General features: G+C 39.4%; 30 protein-coding genes, 3 pseudogenes and 1 riboswitch. Of the genes and pseudogenes, 7 read left to right on the top strand and 26 right to left on the bottom strand.

Annotation, left to right across the window (positions count from 1 at the left end):
- Window positions 1-104: 104 nt before the first annotated feature.
- From DRW41_RS00580 to DRW41_RS00570, 3 genes and pseudogenes are all read right to left on the bottom strand, one after another.
- A complete protein-coding gene (locus DRW41_RS00580; protein ID WP_115450015.1) occupies window positions 105-929 on the bottom strand; it encodes an alpha/beta fold hydrolase in 825 nt (274 codons plus the stop codon).
- Between the two features lie 97 nt (window positions 930-1,026).
- Window positions 1,027-1,098, bottom strand: a pseudogene (locus tag DRW41_RS00575) (VOC family protein); the annotation flags it as partial.
- Between the two features lie 34 nt (window positions 1,099-1,132).
- On the bottom strand, window positions 1,133-1,465 hold the full coding sequence (locus DRW41_RS00570) for an antibiotic biosynthesis monooxygenase family protein (RefSeq protein ID WP_115450014.1): 333 nt from the start codon (window positions 1,463-1,465) through the stop codon (window positions 1,133-1,135).
- 243 nt (window positions 1,466-1,708) lie between these two features.
- Between DRW41_RS00570 and DRW41_RS00565 the strand changes: the two genes are divergently transcribed.
- The gene (locus tag DRW41_RS00565) at window positions 1,709-2,065 is read left to right on the top strand and encodes a winged helix-turn-helix transcriptional regulator (RefSeq protein ID WP_007085798.1); all 357 of its coding nucleotides are present in this window, start codon (window positions 1,709-1,711) and stop codon (window positions 2,063-2,065) included.
- A 387-nt stretch (window positions 2,066-2,452) separates the two neighbouring features.
- Here DRW41_RS00565 and DRW41_RS00560 read toward each other — a convergent pair.
- Window positions 2,453-2,790 (bottom strand): annotated as a pseudogene (locus DRW41_RS00560) (winged helix-turn-helix transcriptional regulator).
- 105 nt (window positions 2,791-2,895) lie between these two features.
- On the opposite strand from DRW41_RS00560, the pseudogene DRW41_RS23310 reads away from it, so the two are divergent.
- A pseudogene (locus DRW41_RS23310) lies at window positions 2,896-3,040 on the top strand (RidA family protein); the annotation flags it as partial.
- A gap of 349 nt (window positions 3,041-3,389) precedes the next feature.
- Here the strand turns inward: DRW41_RS23310 and DRW41_RS00550 are convergent.
- Window positions 3,390-3,761 (bottom strand): hypothetical protein, encoded by a 372-nt coding sequence (locus tag DRW41_RS00550; protein WP_115450012.1) that lies wholly within the window; start codon window positions 3,759-3,761, stop codon window positions 3,390-3,392.
- A gap of 515 nt (window positions 3,762-4,276) precedes the next feature.
- On the opposite strand from DRW41_RS00550, the gene DRW41_RS00545 reads away from it, so the two are divergent.
- Window positions 4,277-4,465, top strand: coding sequence for a hypothetical protein (locus tag DRW41_RS00545; protein ID WP_115450011.1), 189 nt, complete (start codon window positions 4,277-4,279; stop codon window positions 4,463-4,465).
- A 213-nt stretch (window positions 4,466-4,678) separates the two neighbouring features.
- On the opposite strand, the gene DRW41_RS00540 is transcribed toward DRW41_RS00545, so the two are convergent.
- From DRW41_RS00540 to DRW41_RS00530, 3 genes are all read right to left on the bottom strand, one after another.
- Window positions 4,679-4,948 (bottom strand): hypothetical protein, encoded by a 270-nt coding sequence (locus DRW41_RS00540; RefSeq protein WP_245959298.1) that lies wholly within the window; start codon window positions 4,946-4,948, stop codon window positions 4,679-4,681.
- A 196-nt stretch (window positions 4,949-5,144) separates the two neighbouring features.
- Window positions 5,145-5,594, bottom strand: coding sequence for a DUF3888 domain-containing protein (locus DRW41_RS00535; protein WP_115450009.1), 450 nt, complete (start codon window positions 5,592-5,594; stop codon window positions 5,145-5,147).
- Between the two features lie 77 nt (window positions 5,595-5,671).
- Window positions 5,672-6,160: a replication initiation and membrane attachment family protein gene (locus DRW41_RS00530; protein WP_115450008.1), complete on the bottom strand. Its 489-nt coding sequence runs from the start codon at window positions 6,158-6,160 to the stop codon at window positions 5,672-5,674.
- 162 nt (window positions 6,161-6,322) lie between these two features.
- On the opposite strand from DRW41_RS00530, the gene DRW41_RS22760 reads away from it, so the two are divergent.
- From DRW41_RS22760 to DRW41_RS00520, 3 genes are all read left to right on the top strand, one after another.
- On the top strand, window positions 6,323-6,496 hold the full coding sequence (locus DRW41_RS22760) for a hypothetical protein (protein WP_181884354.1): 174 nt from the start codon (window positions 6,323-6,325) through the stop codon (window positions 6,494-6,496).
- A gap of 34 nt (window positions 6,497-6,530) precedes the next feature.
- On the top strand, window positions 6,531-7,175 hold the full coding sequence (locus tag DRW41_RS00525; protein WP_115450007.1) for a DUF2238 domain-containing protein: 645 nt from the start codon (window positions 6,531-6,533) through the stop codon (window positions 7,173-7,175).
- Between the two features lie 181 nt (window positions 7,176-7,356).
- Window positions 7,357-7,557, top strand: a complete 201-nt coding sequence (locus tag DRW41_RS00520) for a hypothetical protein (protein WP_115450005.1) — start codon at window positions 7,357-7,359, stop codon at window positions 7,555-7,557.
- Between the two features lie 351 nt (window positions 7,558-7,908).
- Here the strand turns inward: DRW41_RS00520 and DRW41_RS00515 are convergent, their stop codons facing one another.
- The 8 genes from DRW41_RS00515 to DRW41_RS00480 all read right to left on the bottom strand — a co-directional run bounded on the left by DRW41_RS00515 (window position 7,909) and on the right by DRW41_RS00480 (window position 13,133).
- On the bottom strand, window positions 7,909-8,373 hold the full coding sequence (locus DRW41_RS00515) for a VOC family protein (RefSeq protein WP_181884353.1): 465 nt from the start codon (window positions 8,371-8,373) through the stop codon (window positions 7,909-7,911).
- 270 nt (window positions 8,374-8,643) lie between these two features.
- Window positions 8,644-9,546, bottom strand: a complete 903-nt coding sequence (locus tag DRW41_RS00510; RefSeq protein WP_115450859.1) for an NAD(P)/FAD-dependent oxidoreductase — start codon at window positions 9,544-9,546, stop codon at window positions 8,644-8,646.
- A 78-nt stretch (window positions 9,547-9,624) separates the two neighbouring features.
- Window positions 9,625-10,017: an Rrf2 family transcriptional regulator gene (locus DRW41_RS00505; RefSeq protein WP_066303669.1), complete on the bottom strand. Its 393-nt coding sequence runs from the start codon at window positions 10,015-10,017 to the stop codon at window positions 9,625-9,627.
- A gap of 184 nt (window positions 10,018-10,201) precedes the next feature.
- Window positions 10,202-10,534: a hypothetical protein gene (locus DRW41_RS00500; RefSeq protein WP_115450002.1), complete on the bottom strand. Its 333-nt coding sequence runs from the start codon at window positions 10,532-10,534 to the stop codon at window positions 10,202-10,204.
- 125 nt (window positions 10,535-10,659) lie between these two features.
- On the bottom strand, window positions 10,660-11,331 hold the full coding sequence (locus tag DRW41_RS00495) for a hypothetical protein (protein WP_115450000.1): 672 nt from the start codon (window positions 11,329-11,331) through the stop codon (window positions 10,660-10,662).
- Window positions 11,332-11,527: 196 nt separating this feature from the next.
- Window positions 11,528-11,965 (bottom strand): VOC family protein, encoded by a 438-nt coding sequence (locus DRW41_RS00490; RefSeq protein ID WP_115450858.1) that lies wholly within the window; start codon window positions 11,963-11,965, stop codon window positions 11,528-11,530.
- Between the two features lie 126 nt (window positions 11,966-12,091).
- On the bottom strand, window positions 12,092-12,469 hold the full coding sequence (locus tag DRW41_RS00485; protein ID WP_142752161.1) for a hypothetical protein: 378 nt from the start codon (window positions 12,467-12,469) through the stop codon (window positions 12,092-12,094).
- Window positions 12,470-12,545: 76 nt separating this feature from the next.
- Window positions 12,546-13,133 (bottom strand): NAD(P)H-dependent oxidoreductase, encoded by a 588-nt coding sequence (locus DRW41_RS00480; protein WP_115449998.1) that lies wholly within the window; start codon window positions 13,131-13,133, stop codon window positions 12,546-12,548.
- 119 nt (window positions 13,134-13,252) lie between these two features.
- Between DRW41_RS00480 and DRW41_RS00475 the strand changes: the two genes are divergently transcribed.
- Window positions 13,253-13,684 (top strand): MarR family winged helix-turn-helix transcriptional regulator, encoded by a 432-nt coding sequence (locus DRW41_RS00475; protein ID WP_115449997.1) that lies wholly within the window; start codon window positions 13,253-13,255, stop codon window positions 13,682-13,684.
- 258 nt (window positions 13,685-13,942) lie between these two features.
- Here the strand turns inward: DRW41_RS00475 and DRW41_RS00470 are convergent, their stop codons facing one another.
- The 10 genes from DRW41_RS00470 to DRW41_RS00425 form a co-directional block, all read right to left on the bottom strand.
- The gene (locus DRW41_RS00470) at window positions 13,943-15,316 is read right to left on the bottom strand and encodes an LLM class flavin-dependent oxidoreductase (RefSeq protein ID WP_115449995.1); all 1,374 of its coding nucleotides are present in this window, start codon (window positions 15,314-15,316) and stop codon (window positions 13,943-13,945) included.
- Window positions 15,313-16,716 (bottom strand): MFS transporter, encoded by a 1,404-nt coding sequence (locus DRW41_RS00465; RefSeq protein WP_115449994.1) that lies wholly within the window; start codon window positions 16,714-16,716, stop codon window positions 15,313-15,315. The genes DRW41_RS00470 and DRW41_RS00465 overlap by 4 nt, the downstream gene beginning before the upstream one ends.
- A 369-nt stretch (window positions 16,717-17,085) precedes the next feature.
- Window positions 17,086-17,203: riboswitch (SAM riboswitch) on the bottom strand.
- Between the two features lie 210 nt (window positions 17,204-17,413).
- On the bottom strand, window positions 17,414-19,240 hold the full coding sequence (locus DRW41_RS00460) for a M3 family metallopeptidase (RefSeq protein ID WP_181884352.1): 1,827 nt from the start codon (window positions 19,238-19,240) through the stop codon (window positions 17,414-17,416).
- A 242-nt stretch (window positions 19,241-19,482) separates the two neighbouring features.
- Window positions 19,483-19,977, bottom strand: a complete 495-nt coding sequence (locus DRW41_RS00455) for a S4 domain-containing protein (protein ID WP_115449992.1) — start codon at window positions 19,975-19,977, stop codon at window positions 19,483-19,485.
- A 389-nt stretch (window positions 19,978-20,366) separates the two neighbouring features.
- Window positions 20,367-20,801 (bottom strand): DoxX-related protein, encoded by a 435-nt coding sequence (locus DRW41_RS00450; protein WP_115449991.1) that lies wholly within the window; start codon window positions 20,799-20,801, stop codon window positions 20,367-20,369.
- A 15-nt stretch (window positions 20,802-20,816) separates the two neighbouring features.
- A complete protein-coding gene (locus DRW41_RS00445; protein ID WP_115449990.1) occupies window positions 20,817-21,278 on the bottom strand; it encodes a DUF2269 family protein in 462 nt (153 codons plus the stop codon).
- A 20-nt stretch (window positions 21,279-21,298) separates the two neighbouring features.
- A complete protein-coding gene (locus tag DRW41_RS00440; RefSeq protein ID WP_115449989.1) occupies window positions 21,299-21,889 on the bottom strand; it encodes a TetR/AcrR family transcriptional regulator in 591 nt (196 codons plus the stop codon).
- Between the two features lie 196 nt (window positions 21,890-22,085).
- Entirely contained in the window at window positions 22,086-22,808 is a 723-nt protein-coding gene (locus DRW41_RS00435) for an amino acid ABC transporter ATP-binding protein (protein ID WP_115449988.1), read from the bottom strand.
- Window positions 22,783-23,514 (bottom strand): amino acid ABC transporter permease, encoded by a 732-nt coding sequence (locus DRW41_RS00430; protein ID WP_115449987.1) that lies wholly within the window; start codon window positions 23,512-23,514, stop codon window positions 22,783-22,785. The genes DRW41_RS00435 and DRW41_RS00430 overlap by 26 nt, the downstream gene beginning before the upstream one ends.
- 16 nt (window positions 23,515-23,530) lie before the next feature.
- Window positions 23,531-24,319: a basic amino acid ABC transporter substrate-binding protein gene (locus DRW41_RS00425; protein WP_115449986.1), complete on the bottom strand. Its 789-nt coding sequence runs from the start codon at window positions 24,317-24,319 to the stop codon at window positions 23,531-23,533.
- Window positions 24,320-24,624 lie beyond the last annotated feature (305 nt).

Here is a 24,624-nt window from a genome sequence, read left to right as displayed (position 1 = left end):
AACCACCTTATAAAACGAAAAATCAAAAAAGAAGGTGGAGAAAAACGATTTATTTTTCTCCACCTTCTTCATTTTAGGGACTTTTTAGACAGCCCCTTCATTATTTATGAATTCACCATAGAACTTGCAAGTTCTTCAATTACTTTTGCTGTTTTTACTACATCTTCCGCAACTAATAAGTGCGTGCAGTTTTCAAACGGAATCACTTCAGAATTCGGAATCTGTTCCTTCATGTATTCCGCTGTTTCTTTTGAGTAAAGTGTACTCTTTTCTCCATACACAATTTGTGTTGGTACAGTGATTTGTGGTAACACGTCACGATAATCGCCAACTGCCATCGCATGCCACATTGCCGCTAATACATGAGGGGTATTGCCGTTGACTACTAAATTGAGCTGCTCTTCCATCATTTCACCAGTCAAGTATGGGACGATCACTTTAAAGAAAGGCTTTGCGAATTCCATCAAGCTATCATTGATCACTGTCAAATCATTCAATGAGTCTTCCCGCGTATATTTACCGTGATAAAGACCTAAATTCCAATCCTCTTCATTGACTAATTTTGGTGTCATGTCGAACAACGATACGGCCTTCAATCTGGATACACCGAAGTTTTTTACATACTCGAATGTCGTAGAAACCCCCATCGAGTGTCCAACTAATGTGACATTCATCAAGTTAAGATGCTCCATTAGTTCTTCCAAATCGGAAGCGAATCTCTTCAATGTCAAACCATGCTCCGGGCGATCAGAAGCGCCATGTCCTCTCAAATCAAAAGACACTACATTGAACTTTTTGCTCAATTCTTCAAATGGTTGATCGAATGCTGTATGATCCGATGACCAGCCATGGACGAGCACAATCGGTTGTCCTTCTCCTTTTTGCTGATAATACAATTTGACGCCGTCACTTGTTTCGAAAAATGCCATGATGCTTTCCTCCTTCTAGTAGGTCTCAACATAAAGTTGTTGTTAAATTGTTTATAAAAACACTTTATTGCATAACTTTTTCTACCATAAATAAAGTTTACTCCTGCATTATCTGAATAAGGTTGCCACATGTATCGTCGAAGACAGCTATTGTGACTTCGCCCATTTGTACAGCTGTAGATGCTATTTCTCATTTATAAAAATTAATATGCATTCGTTATATGACTTCCCCATTCACGGTTGGGTTGCAACCAGCTAACGCTTCTTTCCACAATTAAATCATCCAGTCTTACTTCGTAATCCTTGCGGTATGGTTTAATAAATTCTTCCGCAAGCCAGCTATCTCTCGTGCCTTGCCATGTTTCATAAATAATCAAGTCATCCGGCTGATCCAGATCGTCCGATACAATGGCGCTAATGAATGCCTTCTCTGATGACATCTCCTCAATAAGGGAATATAGCTCCTTGCGGAATTCTTCTTTCTTCCCTGGTTTAGCCTTAAAACGAATATTGAGTTGAACTTGTTGATTGGTCATATTGACTCCTCCTATAAATTTTATATTTTGCGGCGATTCCGTTACACCATTCCCCAAGTACTTGAAGAACAACTTACAAGATATAGTATCCTAATTAATTTTTTTTTATATCTAATATCTTTAATTACTTGAAGAACAACTTACAAGATATAGTATCCTTCAGTAAGCACATTAACGGAAGTACCCACTTTTTTGTGATATAGTAACTAAAAAGTAATAAATGTGGAATGGGGAGCTTTAGACATGAAAAAATTTAGCTGTGGGTTTGAAGTGACAAAGGAAGTTATTGGCGGAAAATGGAAAGGTCTTGTATTATACTTTTTAATGAATGGACCAAAGAGAACGAGTGAATTAAAGCGCATTGTCCCAAATATAACTCAGAAAATGCTGATTCAAACACTTAGAGAGCTTGAAGACAGTGGACTTGTGAGCAGAAAGATGTATAATCAAGTACCACCGAAGGTTGAATATTCATCCACTGAACTTGGAGAATCTCTTAAACCTATCTTGCAGGAGCTGTGTCAATGGGGAAGCCATTATGCGGAGCAAGAGTATGCAGAAGGTGAATTTGAAATCGCACAACCAGAAGAGGCTTCTTAATGAGGAAACCAGCTTATAACACCTTATATGTAAGGTATTTTATTGTTGTACTAAGATTTGGCCATTTTAATTCGAAGTAGATGGCCTCGACTGATTCTTTAAGACCATTAAAGCTTCCTTAATGTAGTTAAAAACGGGGGTAGCGTCCTTGGAATCTACTTACGTTGAAATCCGAATTTTCCTGACGCTAACTCATTTATTATAGGGATTCTGCCCTGTTGTAACATAAGTAGAAACTTCTTTACTTTTTACTACAGGATTACTGGCACGACTATTAGAACAGAAAACAGTTACCAATTAGGTAACTGTTTTCTGTTCTCTAATATAAAATACTGAATTAATCTCACTCTGTTTCCAAATGGGTTCTCATTATCTATACAAAAGAAGTTAATTATTACGGTTTTTTTCTCCCCATTCACATAACTGTTCTAAAACAGGTAATAGGTTTCTCCTTTATTTGTAAGGCTGTATTCCACTTTAGGAGGTATTTGAGGATATTCTTTTCGTCTAACCATCCCATCTGCTTCCAAATCTTTAAGTTGTGAACTCAATGTTTTATAGGTGATCGTTCCTAATCTTCTTTTCATCTCATTAAAGCGAACGGGTTGATTCTCCGAAAGGAGATACAGAATTAGCATTTTCCATTTACCTCCAAAAACTGACAAGGTATATCCGAAAGGTGTCTCTTGGATATTACCCTTTTCTTTAAAATCAGCCATACTCATATTAACACTATCCTTTCTGGTAGTATCTATCTAAAAAGTGCGTACTATTTTTTTCTTTTTATCCATTTTATACTTACCTTACTTTGAAATAAAGGAGAGAAAAAAATGACTAATGTTAAAACCTACAATCACGACCTATCACGGCATTACCCAAGGATACAGCGTCAACGGTACTATCTACATTTCGGGGCAATTTTCACATGATATAGATGGTATGTTCGTTGGCAATGAGAGTATTGAAGCTCAGACGGAATGCTGCCGCTTTAGTTAAAGTATTCAACAAAAAGGACCTTAATCCTTTAATGGATTAAAGCCCCGTCAATATAATTGTCAATCTTGATTTACAGTGTCATTCGTATTTTTTTGTTTCTTATTCGCTCCAGAAATAGCAGCGAAAATACCACCGATTAAAGCAATTGCTATTGCTATCCAAGTCCAAAAGCTCATAATAATTCCCCCTTATATACTATTAATTTAACATAAAAAAGAACATCCTTATTAAACTAAACTGCACCGTTTGTTCAATAAGGAGTTCAACAAAAAAGGGCCGAAGTCCTTCCAGGAACATCGCACCCGTTACTTTAATAAGGCTTTTTATTTTACTGAAGAAAAAATTTTTCCAATTCTTCAACTTTATTTGTTTGAAGAACTATACCTTTGTTATCAAAAACCACGATTTCAGGAAACGAATTTAAAGATAATGCTTTTTTATAGTTATAATCATGCGAAGAGTTTTCATCTAAAATAATATACGTTAAAGAATGAATTACTTCCCTTAATTCATTGGCATCAATTAAGTCATTATTTATACTACCTTGGTATTCTTCGGATGTCGTTTTATTATCAAAAATCACAATACTGTATTTACCTTCAACTTCAGATTTCAATTTATTGACAACTCTTTCTTCATCAGAAGAACAACCGATTAAAATATAAATTAAACCTAATATAATTGCTAATTTCTTTTTCAAACTCTCTCCCCCTTTAAACTTTTACTTTAACAACATAAATTTACGGACTCTTATTAAACATTACTGCCCCGTTTGCTTAATAAGGAATTCAACAAAAAAGATGGTCAATCCTCCTTGGACCAAGCACCCGTTAGTAAGGTTACACAAATAACAGAGAATCGATTGATCAGGCTTTTATAAGGGACATTATTGCTCCAAACCAAAGGATGAGCTTCACAGATTGGTAAGTGGTAATTATAGAATAAGACTGAAACCCAACCGCAATCGGTAAGTAGAGTTACTTTGCTTGTAGGATTTGCAGATAAAGAACAGCCAACTATTGTGTTAGAAAAGCATTACGACAATATCATCCCGCTGTTGGAGATGGTGAGACAAAAAGCATCGGTCAGCTATTCTACATCGATGAACTTTTATTCGTTATAAAAGGAATTAGCCTGAGGGCTTGGTTTTTATTTTACAAATAAAGGGGATCGTTCCTTGCTTGTAGAATCACTAGCGTAAAAGGAGATGATAAGATGACCCACCAAGATAATGTAATAAAAATGGTCGCCGAAATGGAAGAAAAAGAGGCGAAGTCCTTACTAGCTGAAATTTTTCTTAAAGTTGACCGAGTTGGTACAAATTATACTAAGGATAAATGCTATGAGGATATTGAACGTATCTACCAAAATAATGTAGTAGGAAAAATGATTTTTGGAAAATAGCTATAGTTTATAAGAGCGTGTTAGAATGGCTTGTTTAAAAATGGATAGTTGGTTAAAATAGGGGGAAAAGAACCTACTCTTAAATTATCCGTTGGTCACGGGGTTATTGGAGGGTTTCTTCAAAAAAGCAGAGACAGCTTTATACGTCTCTGCTTTTTTGTTTATCAGTCAGCTCCCGATAAAAAAATAATCATTCTGAAGGTAAATAATAATTTACATTCCAGACTGCCAAGCAATAATAATAAATGTTGTCCATAATAGTGAAGGAAGAATTATTATTAAATTGAATGCGGTTAATACAATATTATTTTTAGCTTTGTTCATACAAACAATTGACATTAATAAGCAAAAATAAGATAAAAAGGCACCTACCCAGTACCAAGTCCAAGTGAAAGTACCACCTGGTCCCCAATATGCCATAGACTGAAATTTGATACTAAATATTAATCCAACCACAGTTAAAATAAATGATATAATACCCAAATATTTAATCATCCTAAAATTAAACGCCGCCCTATAATATAGTGTAAATTTACACTAATTATACCATTAGATTTTTCTAATTTATACAAATAATTCCTAATCCTCTTCAACTAAACTGCCCCGTTTGTTTAATAAGGAATTCAATAAAAAAGGGCGGTAATCCTTCCTGGATCATCGCACTCTTTAGTTCAACAAATTATAAAGGTCCTCTAATGATGTCCTTCCAGTGCTCTGGTAATTCGTGTGTCTCTAAGTGTTTATAATTAATCATTTTGACGGTAGGTCCCGCAGATACTTCAAAGGTTATACGGTCTTTTCCAACAGAAATATGCGGTCCAATTGTTGGGGTTACATCCAGTGTTATTTGCAATATAAAACCTCGAAACCCGTTCATCCGTTGTGACTTTACCACATCAACAAAATAAGGATAAACCATCGGACATTCTGTTAATATTTGTTTGTAATAATTACATACAGCATCATCAATATGAGGATTTAAAAAATTCATTAGCATATCATGAATCCTAAGCTCGGGCGAGTCTACTTGTTCGCTTAACACAGGATTCTCTTTAGGTTGTGCGTGAACTTCAAATGGCCCCAAGGCAAAAAAGGATATGATAAAGAGTTGTAGACCCAATGTTTTCAAAATAATTTCACCTCTATTCTAATTTCCCCAATTTGAATAGAGTTATCAATTCCTCTTTAACTAACCTGACATGTTTTTTAGTGCAGTAACCAAAGCTGCCGAAAACAGTATTGCTTCTTACTCGTGTAACCATTACGCATTTTCTTCTGTTGTTCCCTAACATAGGAAACGGCCTTCTCAATGGTTAATATTTTTTCACTGACCCAGTAAGCACCTATCTCTCTCACTAAAGAATGAACCATACCAATGTTACTGAAAATATCCACGTAATGTAGCAGTACATTTATGACGTCATCATTTAAACCAAGTGCCTGAAGCTCTTTAATGAGCTTTAGATCCTCTTTTGTAACCACACCGTGAATTTCTTTAAGGAAATCAATAGGTATTGTGTATGTAACCCGCTTGATATACCATTCTTCGGGATTGATTCCTGTTTTTCCTTTGATTTTTTCTACTCGTTTTGCAGCCCATTCCTCTATTGTTATCCCGTGTAATTCCTTAAATCTGTCTTCTGGAGTCAAACCGTATAGGACATTCTCTTTTAATTCTCGTTTCTTATCTTCCATCGGACCATTACTCCTTTGTATGATCAGCGTTTAGGTTGTTCAACTATCCTGCACCGTTAGCATAACAAGGATTTTCAAAATCAAATAGCACAATATAAATAGTGAATTATTTTCAATCAAAGAACGATAATAAATATTAACTTGAGGTGAGGTGAAGATTCAATGACTTACTACAAAAAAATCGAAAATATTCTAGGAATTGATGTACGTGCACGTGCACGAATCCTTTACCAAGAAAATAGAATTTCTGATCCGTTTAAAAATCCCTTGATCCATAAGCAAATAAATGGACGTGAAATTGTTCCTCTTGATGTGAAAAGATTATGGGGGAATTAATTTTTGCCCAATGGTAAAGGAATAACTTCTAAGGATGGATTACGTGAAAAAAGGAAAAAGCAACACAATTAATATTTTTCTACTCTTGTTTGTTACCGCGGTTTTTATATGGTCGATCATTAAGCCAATTGGAGGGTATGGCTTATTGGCTATAGAGGCAGGTCCTGCCGTTGTCGGGTTATTGATTGTAGTCGTTACATACAAGCGGTTTCGACTTACAACCCTGTCTTATATTATTATTGCAGTTCTAGCAATCATGATGTTCATCGGCGGTCATTACACATACTCAAGGGTTCCTCTATTTAATTGGATAAAAGACGCATATGACTTCAACCGAAATCACTATGATCGCTTTGGTCATTTGTTAAAGGGTTTGTCTGTAATAGTGATAAGGGAACTTTTATTAAGGAAAACACCGTTAAGTAAAGGTCCTTGGTTAATTACCATCATTATAAGTATTTCTCTGGCGATCAGTGCCCTTTATGAAATAATTGAATGGTTATTTTTTTTAATAACCAAGGGTGGAAAAGAATCCAGGAATTTTTTAGGTACACAAGGAAGTATGTGGGATGCACAATGGGATATGACGTTAACATTAATTGGCTCAGTTCTCGCACTTCTATTCCTGTCAAAACTTCATAACAGGCTCCTTAAGAAGGAACAAAACATTAATAATTAAAAGTTACGTCTAAAATAATAGTGTTGTTTTCGTGAACGTCCAGTACCGCTTATGGTTCATCAATATAAAAAAGCGTACTTTGATGTACGCTTTTTACAAAAGTGGCAGAGAGCAAACTCATTTTTACAAATGTATATTAATAATTCTATCTCCATACCCTATAACATCAGGAGGTGGTAAAATGACTAACCAACAACAAAATAACAATCAGCAAGAAAATCAGGTGTCTAAAGGGATAAAGGATACTGCGGGTGCCGCATTCCAAGCCGCCCATAGTGCGTTAGAGACAACAGAGAACGCTGCAATGAATGTTGTGGATGCAACAACCAATGCCGTCAACAAAGCGGCGAAGAATGTACAGAATATGGGTTCAAATGAATAGCACTCTCTTCGAAAAAAACGCCAATTGGCGTTTTTTCATTTTTATTTCAAAAGAGGTAAACTGATCATTTTGCCATTTTCTTATTAAACTAACCTGCCCCGTTTCTTCAATAAGGAATTCAATAAAAAAGGCCATTAATCCTTCTAGATCAACGCACCCGTTTCTTAAATAAGGAAATAAAGTTTATAAACTTACTATTACTGAAAAAACAAATACATTCCCAAAATAATTCCTATAATATATTTGGAGAAATGCTTAAGTTTATTAGATCGAGGAATACAAAATAAACGGTGGATCGATTCCACCGCTGTGCTCCCCTGATCCGTTTAGGTAATAGCAAGGGTTAATTAATTATGGTTGCCAAACTTCCCATATGTTCCCGTCAGGATCTGCAAACGTTATGTTTGGTCCGCTTGTTATCCGTTCTCCTAAAATATTCACTCCGTTTTTCTTAAAACGTTCTAATAGTTCCTTAATCCGTGGAGTAATGAAACACGCCATTGCATGTGGTTTGCCGTTGTCCAATGACCATGAAAAGCGTAATCGACCGCCTTCTTCGTCCGATTTGTGAAGAAATAGAGCGGGTACAACTTGCCTTAAACCAGGTGAGGGTAGATTTCCATTCAGATCTGGAAAATTCAAAACAGCCATCTCTATCCCAGGCTCAACACGGTCGTTGTTTGCAGGTTGATACCCAAGATTCTTTTGGTACCATTTAATTGACTCGTAAACATCATTTACTGGTACATAAATACAAGTTATACCAGTAATGTCTTCCATTCTTTCTTCCGCTATGATTTCCTCATTAGCCTGCATATTCATTCCCCCCCTCAATTCCACTTGTTCATTATGCTTTGTTGCTAGTTCAGTGAATTAATAATCGGTTTTCACTATTAATTGTAAGTATTCAATAAATCTCCATAATCCCCTTTTTGTGGTTGAAGCAATCGTTCGACAAATAATTCCTTATTGAACTATACTACCCCGTTTGTTCAATAAGGAATTCAACAAATAAGTGCGAAAATCATTCCTGGATCATCGCACCCTATAGTTTAAGTACATTGTTTCACAAAGTTTTTAAATAGTTTAATTAAAATCATCTTGAGATAAGTCTGTATTGACTCCCATTGCGGCTCTAGAACCTTCCGCTGCTGCAATAATCACTTGTGAAGGAGCAATAACTGAGGTATCTCCAGCGGCATATAGCCCTTCAATATTAGTTCTGCCAAATTGATCAGTTATAATTCCACCAAGCTCGTGTGTTTTACATCCTAAAGATTGACCGAAAGTGGTAGCTTGAATCCATTCAGGTGTCACAAATCCTCCATTCCTCTTTACCTCTTCACCATCCTCAAAAATTACAGCTTCTAAACTCCCATTTCCGCCAATAAGAGATTTAATTTTTTGCTCATATACTTTAATTCCTTTTCTTTGTAACATATTCTTTTGCTCTACGGTTAATATCTTCTTTCCATTGGTACAAACAATTAAGTCTTTGCTCCAATTGTAAACTGTTTTAGCCATATGGAAAGCAGAGTGGCTTTCTGAAATAATCATTAGCGGAAGGTCTTTCAACTCCCAGCCATCACAATAAGGACAGCTGAAAAGACTTTTTCCATAGAAATCCATAATGTTTTCTATTGCCGGATGAATTTCCTTAAGTCCTGTAGCTAAAATAACCTTCTTCCCTTTAATACATTCTCCTTTTTCGGTCACGACTTCGAAATGCATTCCCGTTTTTTTTACATCAATAATTTTTTCATTTCTTATCATGATAGAAGGATACTTGGCTATGTCCTGATGAGCAATTTCTCTAAATTCTCTTGGTTTAATTCCGTCTCTTGTAATAAATCCATGCGACTCTTGGGTAACTGCGTTTCTTGGAGAGTTATTGTCGAATAAAATCACATTTCTTCTTGCCCTGCCTAATACAAGTGCAGCGTTTAAACCCGCTGGACCTCCACCAACTATTACACAATCTAACATAATAATATACACTCCTTTTAATTAAATACATTAAAGACCTTTATTATCTATAATAGGAGGATAAAAAAAGACATCATTTAATTATTCAGATGTCTTAGCTAAATCAGCCAGGGTTTGCCTCCTTAATTCTTCTTCCATTTTTTCTTCGGACTTCAACATTACTTTTTGGATCTGACATTGAGGTCCATGGTCTAATCCGCACTCAAACAATGATGACTTTCCCTCAATAGCAAAAATAATATCAAGAAAAGAAATGGATTCCCAGCCTCTTGTCAATGAATATCCACCATTTGCTCCTGACACAGAAGATACCATCCCTTCTTTTACAAGCTTGGTTAGGATTTTAGATAAGTAAGTTGGTGAAACATTCAGCTTTTCTGCTAGTGTCTGTACCCCTATTGGTTTGCTTGATTTTGACAAAGCTAAATTTAACATTGTATGAAGAGCATAATTAGTTGCTTTTGAGTACTTCAATGGATTCAACCCTTCCTATCTATTAAAGACTATAAGACTCTCTAATATCTATTATAATTGTGTAAAAACGATTGTCAAGATACATGCTTTATTCAACTAAACTGCCCCGTTTGTTTAATAAAGAATTCTATAAAAAAGTGCGGAAATCCTTTCTGGATCTACGCAATCGTTAGCTTAGTAACCTTTAGTTTCCATATTTATCATCTCTTACTGGAATACCATTTTCTTTCGGGTGGTTAAAAATGTCTTCATAGGTTAAGGAGCTAACGACTTCAAACTTTTTGGTATTTGGATCGTATTCAAAAATTACTAGTTGTTCCCAACCACTGCCACTCCCAGTATCAACAACCCCAACTATATTAGGTGCAATTTGAACAACTCTCCCACCCTGGTTATTAACGTCAACATTAGGGGGCGATGTTTGAATATATTCATTCGTATTGATTCTTAAAGCAATTACAATCAGACACACTAATATTCCAGTTAAAATAACCTTAATAAAAATATCATTCTTCATTCCTTACTCCCCTTTTTTCGTAAATCTTTCCATAATATTTTTTAACTAAACTGCCCCGTTTGTACAATAAGGAGTTCCACAAAAAAGGTGGTTAATCCTTTTGGACCAACACACTAATAAAGGTATTATTCTTCTCCAAAATTATTACCCGTAACTAATCTATCGTTTATCTGTGTGATAACTGTTCCTTTTGGTAAATTGGAAACAAACTTGTCAATGGGATTATATTTCTCCTCGTTTGAAAATAAATAAAACCCTGCTCCATCGTGGGAAATTGTAATAAATGTAGTATCTGTTTCAATTTTAAAGATCGCGATTGAGCGTTTTCTTTTTCTCCCCCACTCAGTAACTTCCCCTAATTCAAATAGTAAATTGTCAGAAAAGGAAATTGAAAAAAACTCATTTTGAGCTGGCAGCCAATAAGTTTCATTTAGTAAAAGGGCTAAAGCTTCCGAATCATCAACCCTTGCAGTAAAATAAGGTGGGTGATATTGTTGCTTACCAAATGCTCTTTTTTCCTCAAGATGATTTAAGGTAAATTCAATTTTTTTCTGATTTAAAAGAGTGATATGCTCTTCCTTTTGTTCATCATAGACAATAAAGGTGATATATAAAGGGTATATATTTTGTTGAATTAAAAACTTCAGTAAAAAACCTTTATTTTGTTCTATATAATCTTCACCACCAGCTTCTATAAAATAGGCAGTTCCCAAGTCTCCATCTAGCCTTATATGGTGATCTAATTCATCAAAGAAATTTTTTGAAATTCTTTCTTTAACTATCCAAATTTCTGACATGATTATCTCCGATCCCGTTATTTTTTACTTTATTGTCTACTGTAAAAAAATATTTTTATTTAAACTATTCTGCCCCGTTTGTCCAATAAGGAATTCAACAAAAAAGGCGGTTAATCCTGGCAGAATCAACGCACCTATGGTTAAGAAGAAATCTTTAATTTGGGAAAACGAACTTATTTTAAGTCTGATTCACTATTTATCCGATTTTCTCCGCCAACTCTAAAATAATACCCTCTGGGCCACGGACGTAGCATAACTTATAACTTTCTTCATATTGCTGTATCTCACTAAAGGTTGCCGTGCCCTTCTTTTTCAATTTTGCAACAATCTCTTCAATATCTTCTACAGCAAAGCAAATATGTCGGATACCTAGCGTATTTGCAAAAGTCTGCTGAATACCTTTTTCATCTGATGGCGTTTGAAATTTGACTAGCTCGATCCATGCCTGGCCATCTGGCATCCCCAATGCTACACATGCCGTTTTAACATTATTGAGCCCGACTATTCTGTCCAACTGTTCTCCTTCCAATTCCCATTCCGCCTGCACTTCAAGTCCTAAATCCAGAAAAAACGCTTTAGCCTCTGAAAGATTATTTACATTTATACTCACATGATCTATTCTATTGATCTTCATCTCATACCTCCATGTTCCTTTTATTTTCAATACCTGTATTCGTGTATTGATTGTATGAAATTTAATAAGCTTGGAAAAGGAAATTTCCTTCTTCAACAAACCTCCCGCGTGTTGACAAACTGTTGATTACTCAATCGGCAATTCCAGTATTACATCATATATTTTTTTAGTATCCCAATACTGGCCTAAAATGCCATTATGCCCCATAACCCTTTTAAAATATCCTATCTCATAAATTACTTCCTTATTATGTTTGAAGTACAATTTAAAGTCAGGCATTTCCATGTCTGCATTTGCAGTGGTAACTGTTTTAGCTTTATTTAGTTTATCTATTAGTTCCCTTATAAATTCTTCATCTTTTATACTTGTAACAAACTCTTCTGTTTCTCCCCAAGTCACCACTTTAATTTCTGTGACACTTTTTCCTAGGTTTAAATTTTTGTTTTGGCATCCTATTAAGACAAGAGAAAATATCAGAATTAGGCTTCCCAATTTAATTTTCAACAATGACTCCCCCCTTTTTAACCGAGTCTTGAACAATTCTGCCTGTTTGTAATTTAATTGGATGTTCATTGGTTCCTTAATTGGCTACTTTTTTGAAATAGGTATAGACCTTCTCCATTTTCTTGGCCTGGTTTCCCTTTGGATTCTCCATATTTCCGAATTCAAAGAATTTCACTTTCTTGATTCCGACGAAATTGAACAAGGCCCGTTTCATGAGGATTTTATGCGCGTTGTTGAGCCAGAAGAATGGATACAGAGCCGGCCCCTTCATGGTGGACACACATACGACCGACTTCCCTTTCAGCAGACCTTCCGGAAAATAACCCTTTTTATCTTTGTACGCAAAGTTGGATGCGAATAATTGGTCGATGTAGCCAAGGAGCATCGCGGGCGGCCTTCCCCACCAAATCGGATAGATGAAAACAATTTTGTCCGCCCAAGTGAGCTGTTGCCTGTATTTTTCAATACTAGGATCCTTATGCATATCGCGGCGCCGCTTTTGTTCGTTGAACACGAGAAGCGGGTTGAAGCCCTCCTCGTATAAATCAAGGACTTGAATTTCCTTGATGTTGTCATTTTCCTTGCTGCCTTTAAGTACTTTTTGCAAAAAGGCAAAATTCAAGCTGTTATGATTGGGATAAGTATAGATGATTAACATGTTCAAAAGGCTGCACCCCTTTAATTATCATTTGATAACTAAATAATAACACCCAGACATTTGTTTATCAATTGATAATTGTTTTTTGATAATAAATTTGTTATCTTTTACAAGAGGTGAGGACATTGGACAAAAAGGTTCTTTTCGAAAAGGTTGTATCCTTTACAAGTTCCGTTCATCGTGTAACCAATGAATTAACAAAAAATGCGAAACCCGATTCGATTTCGCAAATCCAATATAATATTCTCGAATATATTGCCGTCAGCCAGCCGGTTACTCCAAGTGAAATCAATGACTGCCAGAACATGTCAATGCCGAACACGAGCCGTGAGCTGAAAAAATTAAGCGAAAAGAATTTAATTGAAAAGATTCATGACAGTGAAGATCGGAGAAAACAATACATCCGCCTCTCCAAAGAAGGTGAAGCCATGATGAATGATGCTTTTGCTACGATTGAAGCACACTTCCAAGAGCGGATACAGGATGCTACGAACGAAGACCTGGAGGAAGTCGAGCGGGCCCTGGATATCCTCAGGGCGAAACTTTTTTTGGATTAATTGAATAACCCTCGTAGAACTACAAGGTGAATTAAAGTCTTCTTGCATTATTCGGCGGGAATTATTTTAATCCAAGCACTAAAGAGGCTTACCCCTAGTCTTTAGAAATGAATTCCACCCGCGATATGTTATAGCCAAAGCTCTGCCGCACTCTCAGGTACCCCTATAAAAAGCTAGACTGGATGATTGTTTCATCTAGTCTAGCCTTTAACATTTTTTTACTTAATTCCAGGTTGGCAGACATAAACTAATAGGTACCTAAACTAAGTTTTTAGAAGCAAAAGCATCTCTATATCGTGAGGCTGGGTGACGTTTATTTAAACGATCCCCTCCAAAAAGCTTATTTCTAAAAGTAGTTTGTTCTTCATCTGGATTACGAGCTAATCCACGTTGGCGGAGCACAGGCATCAAATAATCAATGAATTCTTCATACGAACCTGGAATCGTTGCACTAATCACATTAATTCCATCGACTCCCGCCTTCTGCCACTGTTCAAGTTTGTCAGCAATTGATTCTGGAGTTCCCACCACTCTAATTGTTCGTACATGGTATCTCGCCAAATCTTCTACTGTAGGAGTTCGTTTTGGTGTATTTTGCTTCACCCAATTAAAGAAAGTACTCATTCCCTGTGAATCCACATCATCAAGAGGTATATCCATGCTGACATTGCCTAAATCTATCCCTGCAGCACCTGCCATATGTGCGACCATCATTTCCAAATCTACCTTATTTTCGAGTTCGATTGCTTTACGCTGCGCTTCTTCTTCAGTGTCCCCTATAACAAAGGATAAACCCTGATAAAACTGAAGGTCCTTTCCATCTCTTCCATGTTGAATTGCTATGCGCCGGGTTTCTTCAATCTGCTTACGAGCAAGTTCCGGATTCGGTGCTTTGATGAAAACCCCTTCCGCATTTCGAGCCGCAAAGTCCCGTCCAGTCGGTGATGATCCAGCCTGAAAAAGTACCGGCGTCCGTTGCGGTGATGGTGCAACAAGGTGAGGTCCCTCTACCTTATAGCGCTCACCAACATGATTTATTTTATGTACTTTATCTGAATCAGCATAGATTCCACTTTCTTTATCCTTCAAGAGTGCTCCTTCATCCCACGAGCCCTCCCAGAGCTTATATAACACATCTGTATATTCATCCAGCCATTTGTAGCGTTCATCGTGCTCAACCATACCATCATAGCCGAAGTTTCGAAAAGCATTATCCAAAAAACCTGTCGTCATGTTCCATGCAATCCTGCCTTTTGAAATATGATCAAGCGTCGATACACGCCGTGCAAAGTTAAACGGATGTTCTTGTAGTGGAGAGGCAGTAAAAGCTAATCCGAGATTCTTTGTGTGAACGGCCAAAGCGGATAATAGCACCATTGGGTCATTGCTCGGTATTTGTAACCCTTTTTCTACATGGTATTTCCATCCACCACAATGATTACCATATAATCCAACCACATCCGCGAAAAAAATAGCATCAAAGCCACCTTCGTCAAGTCGCTTTGCCAGTGAAATCCAGAGATCTATATCATTGAAATCCCTCTGGCGACCCTCGTCCTCGCGCCACAATCCATGTAAATTGTGATTGACTGTGTTCATTAGAAACGCAGAAAATGAAAGGGGCTTAGTCATAACTTACTCATCTCCTTCGAAAGTGAATTATATGAAGTACTCGGCACATACGTCGTCGAATCGCGCTCCTTTGTTATACGCGCTAACCCAATCGCGGAAATGCAGGCAACTACATTGACAAGCGCTACAAAGATAGGTGGAGTTAGAGCGCCAATTTTGGTTAATGAAGAGAACAACACTGGGAATAGTGCACCTCCTATAGCGACAGGTACGTTGTAAGCGATAGCCCCCGAAGTAAAGCGATGTACCGCGGGGAAAACATCGACTACGGTAAATGGAGCTAGTGCGTAATGGAACCCTACAATCAAACCGAGTATTACGATTCCAAAAATCATACCTCCAGGGACAGTAAACAACCAATAGGCAAAAACAACGAATACAGCGAAAACAGCACAGCTTGCGATGCGAAATGCTGGTATATTATCAGGGTTGCGACCGACAATCCAGGCAAAGACAGGTACCGACAATCCAAATATAAGCCCCGTAATTCCCATTGTGAGGTTCGCTTTAGTTGGTGCGAATCCACTTACATTCACAAGGTATATTGGCATATATAAAAGCACCATCACAGCCGCAGCATTGTACCCTAAGACATAGATTGTTGTAAGAATTAAGCGTTTAGGATCATATTTCAAACTATCCTTAAAAGGTGATGCCGAGACTTCTCCATTTTCCTGTAGTTTTTTGAACACTGGTGATTCGTCTAATCCAGATCGTATAAATAGCGCAATAAGCCCGAGCGGCGCAGCTGAAATAAATAATAGTCGCCATCCCCATTCGTCAAACGCATCACCACCTAACCATACTCCTAGCCCGTAGGCAGCAAACGCCGCAGCTGGATAGCATAAACAGGTGCCTAACTGAATCAAACCCATTAAAAAGACTTTATTTTTCCTATTAGAAAACTCATAAACATAGGCCGCGGCGCCGACAAATTCTCCACCTGCAGAGATTCCTTGCACAGCCCTGCACGCCATCAAAAGAATCGGAGCGCCGATTCCAATGGAAGCGTATGAGGGAATCAGTCCAATACAAAGCGTCCCTATTGCCATCATGGAAATCGTTAATACAAGGAGTTTCTTGCGACCTATCCTGTCACCAATCGCACCCATGATGACACCACTTATTGGGCGCAGGAGATATGTGAAACCAAAGGCAAGCAACGAATAAATGAGAGCGAATTCCCCAGCTTCAGAGAATAAGACCAAGGATATACCGATTGCTGCATAAGAATAGATTGCTAGATCATACCATTCGATAAAGTTGCCAATCGCACCCGATATCACAACTTTTCTAATTGTTTTCTGATCAGGAGCGCTGTTGGTTGACGATGCCAGTTCAGCTTGTTTCATTTTCATCCCTCTTTCAAAAATAATTGAGCTTGCAACACGCTCTTTCATACTTGATACTTCATGGTAAATTACCTATAGGTGTTCCTAACTGTTCGGTTTTTTTCGCTACAGATAGTTCCTCTATTAGCCTTGTGGTAAAAATAAATTGGTTGTTAAATCGATAGGGTACTAATTTTTTAACACTAAAGTTTATGCATCTGTCGATTCCTCCTACTTTTTATTCCTATTTTCCTTATAGAATAACTAGGATATAAATGCGTGTGGATGTATGTTTTTTTCTAAGAAGCTGATATGGATATAACAAAATGGACAATGGCTTTAGGCGTTCCGACTGTTGCCAAGTCCTTGTATATACCAAAAAAACCCCTTCCACTAAGGAAGAGGTTTTATAAACAGAGTCTATAGAGTCTACACCCTCCCTTATCTTCCAAGCTAAAATGCTTGCTGGACTTAGCACCTTATCACTAAAATACAATTTGAGTGATGGTTGCTGCAGGATCGCTGGACCAGATTCCTCCCCTGCTCTTAATAAGGAAAATATTCATTTTTTTAAGATTATTCTCATAATAGTTTACTAAAATAATACTGTCAAGTGTTAAACTTTTTTGTTAGATAGAAGTGACCAACTTTCCCTGTTATGTTTTGCCTTCAAAATCCGTTTGGATCAATGTTTCAACGTTTATCTAAATTTGGCTGGGCAGGGAAGCATTTTTCAGCGCGGCAACTTCTCTTTTTTTAAAAAAACTTAAAAACTCTTTTCCAGCTCATCCACAATCGTACCGATATGGGAAATTGCCTGTTTGATGACGTCGGTTGTGCTCATATCGAGCCCCGCCATTTTGTACAGGTCGAAGCCGCCCAATGTGCCTCCGCGCTTCAGGACCTCCGTCCACTGCTCGCCTACTGAAATCCCTTCCTCCTTGATCCGGTTTGCGACGACAGTGGAAGCAGATGTGCCGATGGAATAGGTGAACGGATAGAGACCCATATAATAATGCGGCTGGCGCATCCACGTCAGTTTCGCGCCTTCGTCGATCTCGACCGTGTCCCCCCAGAACTCTGATAGAATCGCGCCTTTTGTGTCGCTGATCACGCTTGTCGTCAACGGGATTTCCTGGTCGGCCATTTTGTACAGCCTTCTCAGCAGCTCGGCCTCGAGGATATGGGTGACGCAATTATGGTGGTAGCTCATCATCAAGTACATATTCAGCCAGCGGTGCAGCCTCGGGTCATCGCGGTTTTCACGAAGGTACTGGACAATTAAATGTTCGACCAAGGTGGACGGCGCCTCGACGAATAACAGAGACCCACCATTGTTGATGAATTTCTGGTTTTGCGCGGCTAGCGTAAGGTGGATGGCGTGTCCGAGCTCGTGGCCGAGGAGAATCACATCGAACAGATTGCCTCCCCATGGGTAAAATGAATAGCCATGGACGCCATGGACGCCGCCTCCGAATGCGATCATCCTCCGTCCGACGTTATCGCCCCTGTATACCCACCGGTCCGTGAATACCTTCCGCATTTGCTCCTGGTATTCAGGACCGAGCACACCGACGGCTTCAACAATGATTTCCCCAGCCTCTTCATAGCTGATTGGCGGATCAAAATCCGGGTCGAGCGGCGCTTTGACATCCGAGAAGAGCAGCTTGTCGAGGCCAAGCTGGCGTTTCCTCAGGCGCGCGTACCGTTGCATATGCGGGGCAAGCTCCTGCTGGAACGTATCGAGCACATCCTCGAAGTAATGGCGGGGAATGCCATCCCCTGAATAAAAGTTGTTGTCCGCCGGCGAATCATAGTGAAGCAGATAATCCATCGTGGTTGGATATTGGCGCAGTTTCGCAATCGCCACATTTTTATGTATTTCGTTCGTCAGTGTATGGGCGAGGCCGTGCTGATAGTTTTTCAAACCATTCGACAGCGACTTGTACGCGTTCCTGCGCAGTACGGTATCGGGGGACGTTTCTACCTGGGTCATGTACATGAAAAGCGAAACCGGTACGTCTTTTCCATCCTTGTCTTCCACCGGATCGAACTTCAGATCTGACGCTGTAATCGTCAAATAGGTTGAGTTGGATGCATTCAAGGTACGGCCCAGTGTAGACAGCAAATCTTCCATTTCCGGCTTTAGCGAGTGTTCGCGGAGATTATCGATTTTCTCGAGGAACCGATGATACGTATGCAACCCGCCCTCCTCTTCCAAGTAGGTTTGCAGGGCAGCTTTAGGCAGCTGCAGAAACTGGTTCACGACCACCGTACTGAGGCTGTACGATTTTTTTCCAAGGGACTGCGTACGCCCGAGCCTGCGCTGATTCTCCGGGTCTGTTCCATCCTCGGAATATTTATAAAAAGCGTAGCTTGATACCCTGCTGAATCTTTCCATCAAGGCATCGTATTGTTGAAGCAAAGCCAGGGTCGTTTTTGCATTATCCAGGGTGATCTTTTCTTGAAGCATCCCTTCCAGGTCTTCTCCAACCTGGATATACGCCTTCTCCCATTCTTCATCTCTTGCAAAAATCGGCGTCAAATCCCATGTTTCTTCCACCGGCACATCCTTGCGGGTAATCACACTCACTCTAAACACTCCTTTTAAAATAAAGTACATAATATTCTGATAATACCATATTTAGCGGCAAGTAATAATAAGGATTTTCTAATCTCTTAATTCAGACCCTCACTCTATGGTTTTACGGAATCTATGAGCCGTGAACAGAAAAAACCCGATGATATAGACTCATCAGGTTATATTCTGAAAACCAACTAATCATTAAAATATTACTATTTTTAAAGTCTAGTTCTGCTGCTAAATGTTTTTCATTAAATGAATATGGAAATGCGTTCTCCCTTTGACAATCTTGAACTTGGTTTAATGACTTGCTCATTTAATAGAATCGTTCCTTTTTCAATCTTTTCTACGATCTGTGATCGGCTCCAATCCTCGATTTGGTTTGCAAGTACTTTATCGATTCGATGTTTTCCTGCCACATCATCCAGAACGATGTGAATCACCTTTACTCCTAGTTCTGCTAAGCTGGTTATTGGAATGTTTGACATAATTGAAGATTCATCATTCTGCTCTCCAATTTCAGCAACATGCTCTGAGAATGTTTTGTAAATCGCTAACTTTTTGTTCCACGTATGATTTTTTTCGCATTTATAAATTGCAAATCGGTATATGCTTTTTCCGTTTGCGTTATGCCTTCGCACATTTGTATCCGTAAAAATGGATAGTTTGCCGCACATTTTGCAGTGCTTCTTTACAGCTTGTTCTGGTATATGAGAAAGTTTCCAGTGGAGTGTTATATTTGACATTTATCCTTCACCTCTTAAAAAGATAAAGGAACGCAAGCACCTATTTGGATATCTTGCAGCACAGTTATATTTTTTTGGAAAAATTAAAAAGGAGATCCTACACAAGGACCTCCTTTCGCAACGAGACTACAGGGTTGCCTGGTTCCTTTGTAATGATAAAAATGGGCATACTACCCCCTTAGAAAAAACACATTGGTTTTTTGAGGATGATGCTATCCAAATTATTGATCATTACAAAGTAAATGTTGGCATACGTGTACTCCTGTATCCTTTCCATCCAAATAGAGTTATTCACATTTTACCGAATAAACCCATTTATATGCAAACGTTTACACTTTTCTAAACTAAGTAACTCCTTAAAATCCAGTTACTCCTTTCATTCAGAAGGTTCAACCTGCTAAAAGGACGGCCGTAAGAAAAACGATCTGAAGTACAGTTCGAGGAATCAGCTTAGGTACGGGCCTCTCCCCGATCGTTAATTTTTCTCTGGCTGCCCGCAAATTTGCGGGAAACATTGCTAACAGCAGTAACGCCAATCCAAAAGACGCTGTCTTGGAGGTGGCTTGAAACAGAATGCCGATAGCTCCGACAATTTCAAGTAGTCCGGTAGCCGTCACAATCCAATCCGGTCTAGGAAAAGCCGGCGGAACCATACGGATTAAATCAGGACGCCTCGTCCCCCAATGAGCGGATGCGGTAAGCAGCAGCATGGCGGCAACCGCCCATTGTAGCGAGGTGTGCCAGCCTTCGAAATAGGATACTCCAATCAAGCCAATAGCCTTGAAAAGCAGAAAAGCAGCGATAAGCACATAAAATGGTACCATCTCGATCCCTCCCATTTAAAAACCCTTCGTTACCATAAGGTATAAAATGACGAGTGGCAGCAGAGTAGCAGCGATGCCAAAGACCGCCCACAAGCGTGAAGCATCCCGATATGCCTTGGAGATGGTACCGCTTTCGATGCATTGCGCGCTGTGCCGGATCATTTTAAGCTGCAGCGGAATAAGAATAACGGCCCAGATGATTCCGCTTACCATGAATAATATGAGCGACAACATAAGCCAGTTAAACCCCGACATTGGCATTCCCGCGCGTTCAGCCATTCTGCTGCCCGAGACGATGATAAGAGCAAGACCCGGGATTGTAAATATATAATCCGCCAGCATTACGTTTTTAACTGCTCTATGAATTTCAGCCGCTTTTTTGGTCAAATCCGCCCTTATTTTCCAAAAGGCAGCCGTAATGATATTTCCAACGAATAATACGACTCCAATCAGATGCAATGTTAACCACAAGTTCATACTGATCCCTCCTGCTTCCTTTACTGGGATTTTAAGATACCGGTAATAAACGACGAGAAATCTTGGGCCATAAAAACAGCCGGAACAGATGGTATCGTGGATCGCACACGCAAACCGATTGTCAGAAGAACGAACATTTCAGCTGTTTTGCCAGCATCGACCGATTCCAAAATAACTCCATGCCTTTGACCGGTCTCGATCCACATTCTGGATAAGAATACAGAACGCTCATAATATTGCTTGAGCGCTTCCGCTATAATCGGCTGCTCCTCCTTTCCAAGCAAATACATCAGCACTTTGTTCGTTATGTCCGCATTTGCATAAGCCGAAATACTTTCAAATATTTTTTGATACGGTTCATCAAATGATTGCCGTCCTTGCTCCACTTCGTTCATAAAAAGTTCATTCGTCTCTTCCAGCCGCTCCTGAAGCACCCAAACAAAAAGTTCGTCTTTGCTCTTCACATAATGGAAAATAGCCCCCTTTGATAAGCCCGCTCTGTCCATGATGTCCTTCAGCGTAATCGAATCGCATCCTTTTTCCTGTATCAGTTCTTTAGTCGTTTCAAGTAGAAGCCTAGTTGTCTGCGTTCTTCGTTCATCTTGCTTCAAAGTCAATCCCTCCTAAGATGTATTATCAATAATCTGAATATACCGACTATAACATACCGACCGTTGGTTTGTAAACGGGTATTAGAATCACTATTCGTTCACCTACTGAAAACTCCAGGTTATTTTTCTGGTTTGCCTTGCGCCAACACAAAATGAAATAGCCTGCTTTGCCTTCAAGCAAAGCAGGCCAATCAATCTACAGTACTTTCCCCAAAAATGCTTTTGTTCGTTCATTTTGCGGATTGCCGAAAAGCTCCTCCGGTTTTCCTTCCTCGACGATGTAGCCGCCGTCCATGAAGATGACGCGGTCGGCGACTTCGCGGGCAAAGCCCATTTCGTGGGTAACGACGACCATCGTCATGCCTTCCATCGCCAGCTGCTTCATAACATCGAGCACTTCTTTGACCATTTCCGGATCGAGCGCGGAGGTCGGTTCATCGAACAGCATGATTTTCGGCTTCATCGCAAGCGCCCTGGCGATGGCGACGCGCTGCTTTTGCCCGCCCGAAAGCTGCTCGGGATAGTTGTCGGCCTTTTCAAGGACGCCGACTTTTTTCAAAAGATCCAGCGCAAGCTTTTCCGCATCGCTTTTCGCCATTTTGCGGATCATCATTGGCGCCATTGTGACATTTTCGAGCACTGTCATATGCGGGAACAAATTGAATTGCTGGAATACCATGCCCACTTCTGTCCGGATGTCGTTAATATCCGTTTTCGGGTCATTAACTTTTTTTCCTTCAATCAGGACATCTCCGTCGGTTATATCCTCAAGCAGGTTGATGCAGCGTAAAAATGTACTTTTGCCGGAGCCTGAGGGCCCGATGACGCAGACGACTTCCTTTTCCCTGACATGGCAATCAATGCCTTTCAACACTTCGAGTTTCCCAAAATATTTATGCAGGTTTTCCACTTTGATCATGCGCGACAACCTGCCTTTCCCTTTTTCTGCGTGGATTGTAATGATTGCTGGTCCGCTTCTCAATGTAGGCAACCACTTTCGTGACAACATAGGTCAAAATCAGATAGAGGACCGCGGCCATCAAGTATGGTTCCCAGAAGCGCTGGTACGCTCCCGCGACAATCTTGCTGGCGTACAGGATATCATTCGCGGCGATAACTGTAACGAGTGACGAATCCTTTAGCAATGCAATGAATTCATTTCCTAGCGGCGGGATCATGCGGCGGAATGCCTGTGGCAAAATAATCTTCCGCATCGCCTGGCTGTGATTCAATCCCAGTGAGCGGGCCGCTTCCATTTGCCCTTTGTCAATCGACTGGATGCCCGCCCGGATGATTTCCGCGTTGTAGGCGGCGCAATTCAACAGAAGCGCAGTAATCCCCGATACCATGAAGCCGAATGACTGGCCAAAAATCGCCGGAATAAGCGCAAGGTCGATAATCAATATTTGAACGAGCAATGGCGTGCCGCGGAACAGGTCGACATAAAGCTTGCACGGCCAGTAAATCAATTTTCGCTTCGACGTTTCACCTAAGCCTATAAATACACCGAGAAGCATGCCTCCTACATACCCGCTAACCGTTAAGACAATCGTTACCCAGATACCACGGATGAAAAAATCACGGTAGTTCCAGATTATGTCCCAGCGAAAATCAAGGATGTCCATCTGAAACACTCCCTACTTAGTTAAGTTCTTGACCAGTAATTTCAGCCAATTTTCCGTTTTCCTTAATCTTTTTCAAGCCTTCGTTTAATTGATCGAGGACTTCCTTATTGCCCTTTTTGACCATGATTCCGTAATATTCTTTTTCGAAGCTCGCATCTTCAATGACTTTCAGGCCAGTATTTTTATTGTTTTTCAAGTATTCAAATACAACGGCATTATCGCCGATTGCAGCTTCCGCAGACCCATTGCGCACTTGCTGCATGGCTGTTGGCTGATTTTCATATGCCTTAATATTAGTGTTTGATTTACCTAGGATATCCTGGGCGGCTTTATGGCCGGTTGTGTTAATTTGAACAGCAACCTTCTTGTCTTTCAAATCGTCTACCGATTTTATATCAGATCCTTCCTTTACAATAATTACAAGGTTGGCCTGATAGTAAGGTTCAGTGAAATCATACGTTTCTTTACGCTCGTCGGTAATCGTGATACCGGCTACCCCAAAGTCCAATTCTCCATTTGTGATTTTTTGGAACACCGGCTCCCAGCCGACGTTTTTCAGTTCAAACTCAAAGCCCTGTGCTTCGGCGATGGCGCTAAGGACATCGACGTCTATCCCGACAATTTCACCTTTGTCATTCAGGGATTCAAACGGAGCGAAAGTAGCTTCCGTTCCACCGACTAGCTTATCGCCTCCGCCAGAACCGCTCTTTTTACCCCCCGCTTCTTGGCCCCCGCATGCCGCTAGAAACAGCGACATACAGGCAATCAGGAAAACCGCCGTTAAACCTTTTTTCTTTTTAAACATGATTACTCCCCCTTTTTGCATTTAAAGTTTCAAGTTTTGGTGCATGTAAGAATTATATAGATTTCAGAATATTATTTCAACATATATTTATAAATATATTTTAATATTTATACAAACCCTTGGTTAAATATTTGGCAGAAATGTATATTTGTGAAAAAACATCCTTTTAAGCTGCCGTCATTTTTTGTTTTACTTTGGTTGGTTGCCCTTTTTGTAATTAGCCTATTTTTAAAAAAGGTTCAGCCGTTGGAATTGCGGAGTGAATATTTATAAATTTTCACAAAGGAAAATAGCCCCATTGATTA

Source organism: Neobacillus piezotolerans, assembly GCF_003362805.1.
GTDB classification, from domain to species: domain Bacteria; phylum Bacillota; class Bacilli; order Bacillales; family Cytobacillaceae; genus Bacillus_D; species Bacillus_D piezotolerans.
Note: the sequence above shows the minus strand (reverse complement) of the source record. Positions and strands in the feature narration are given on the sequence as shown.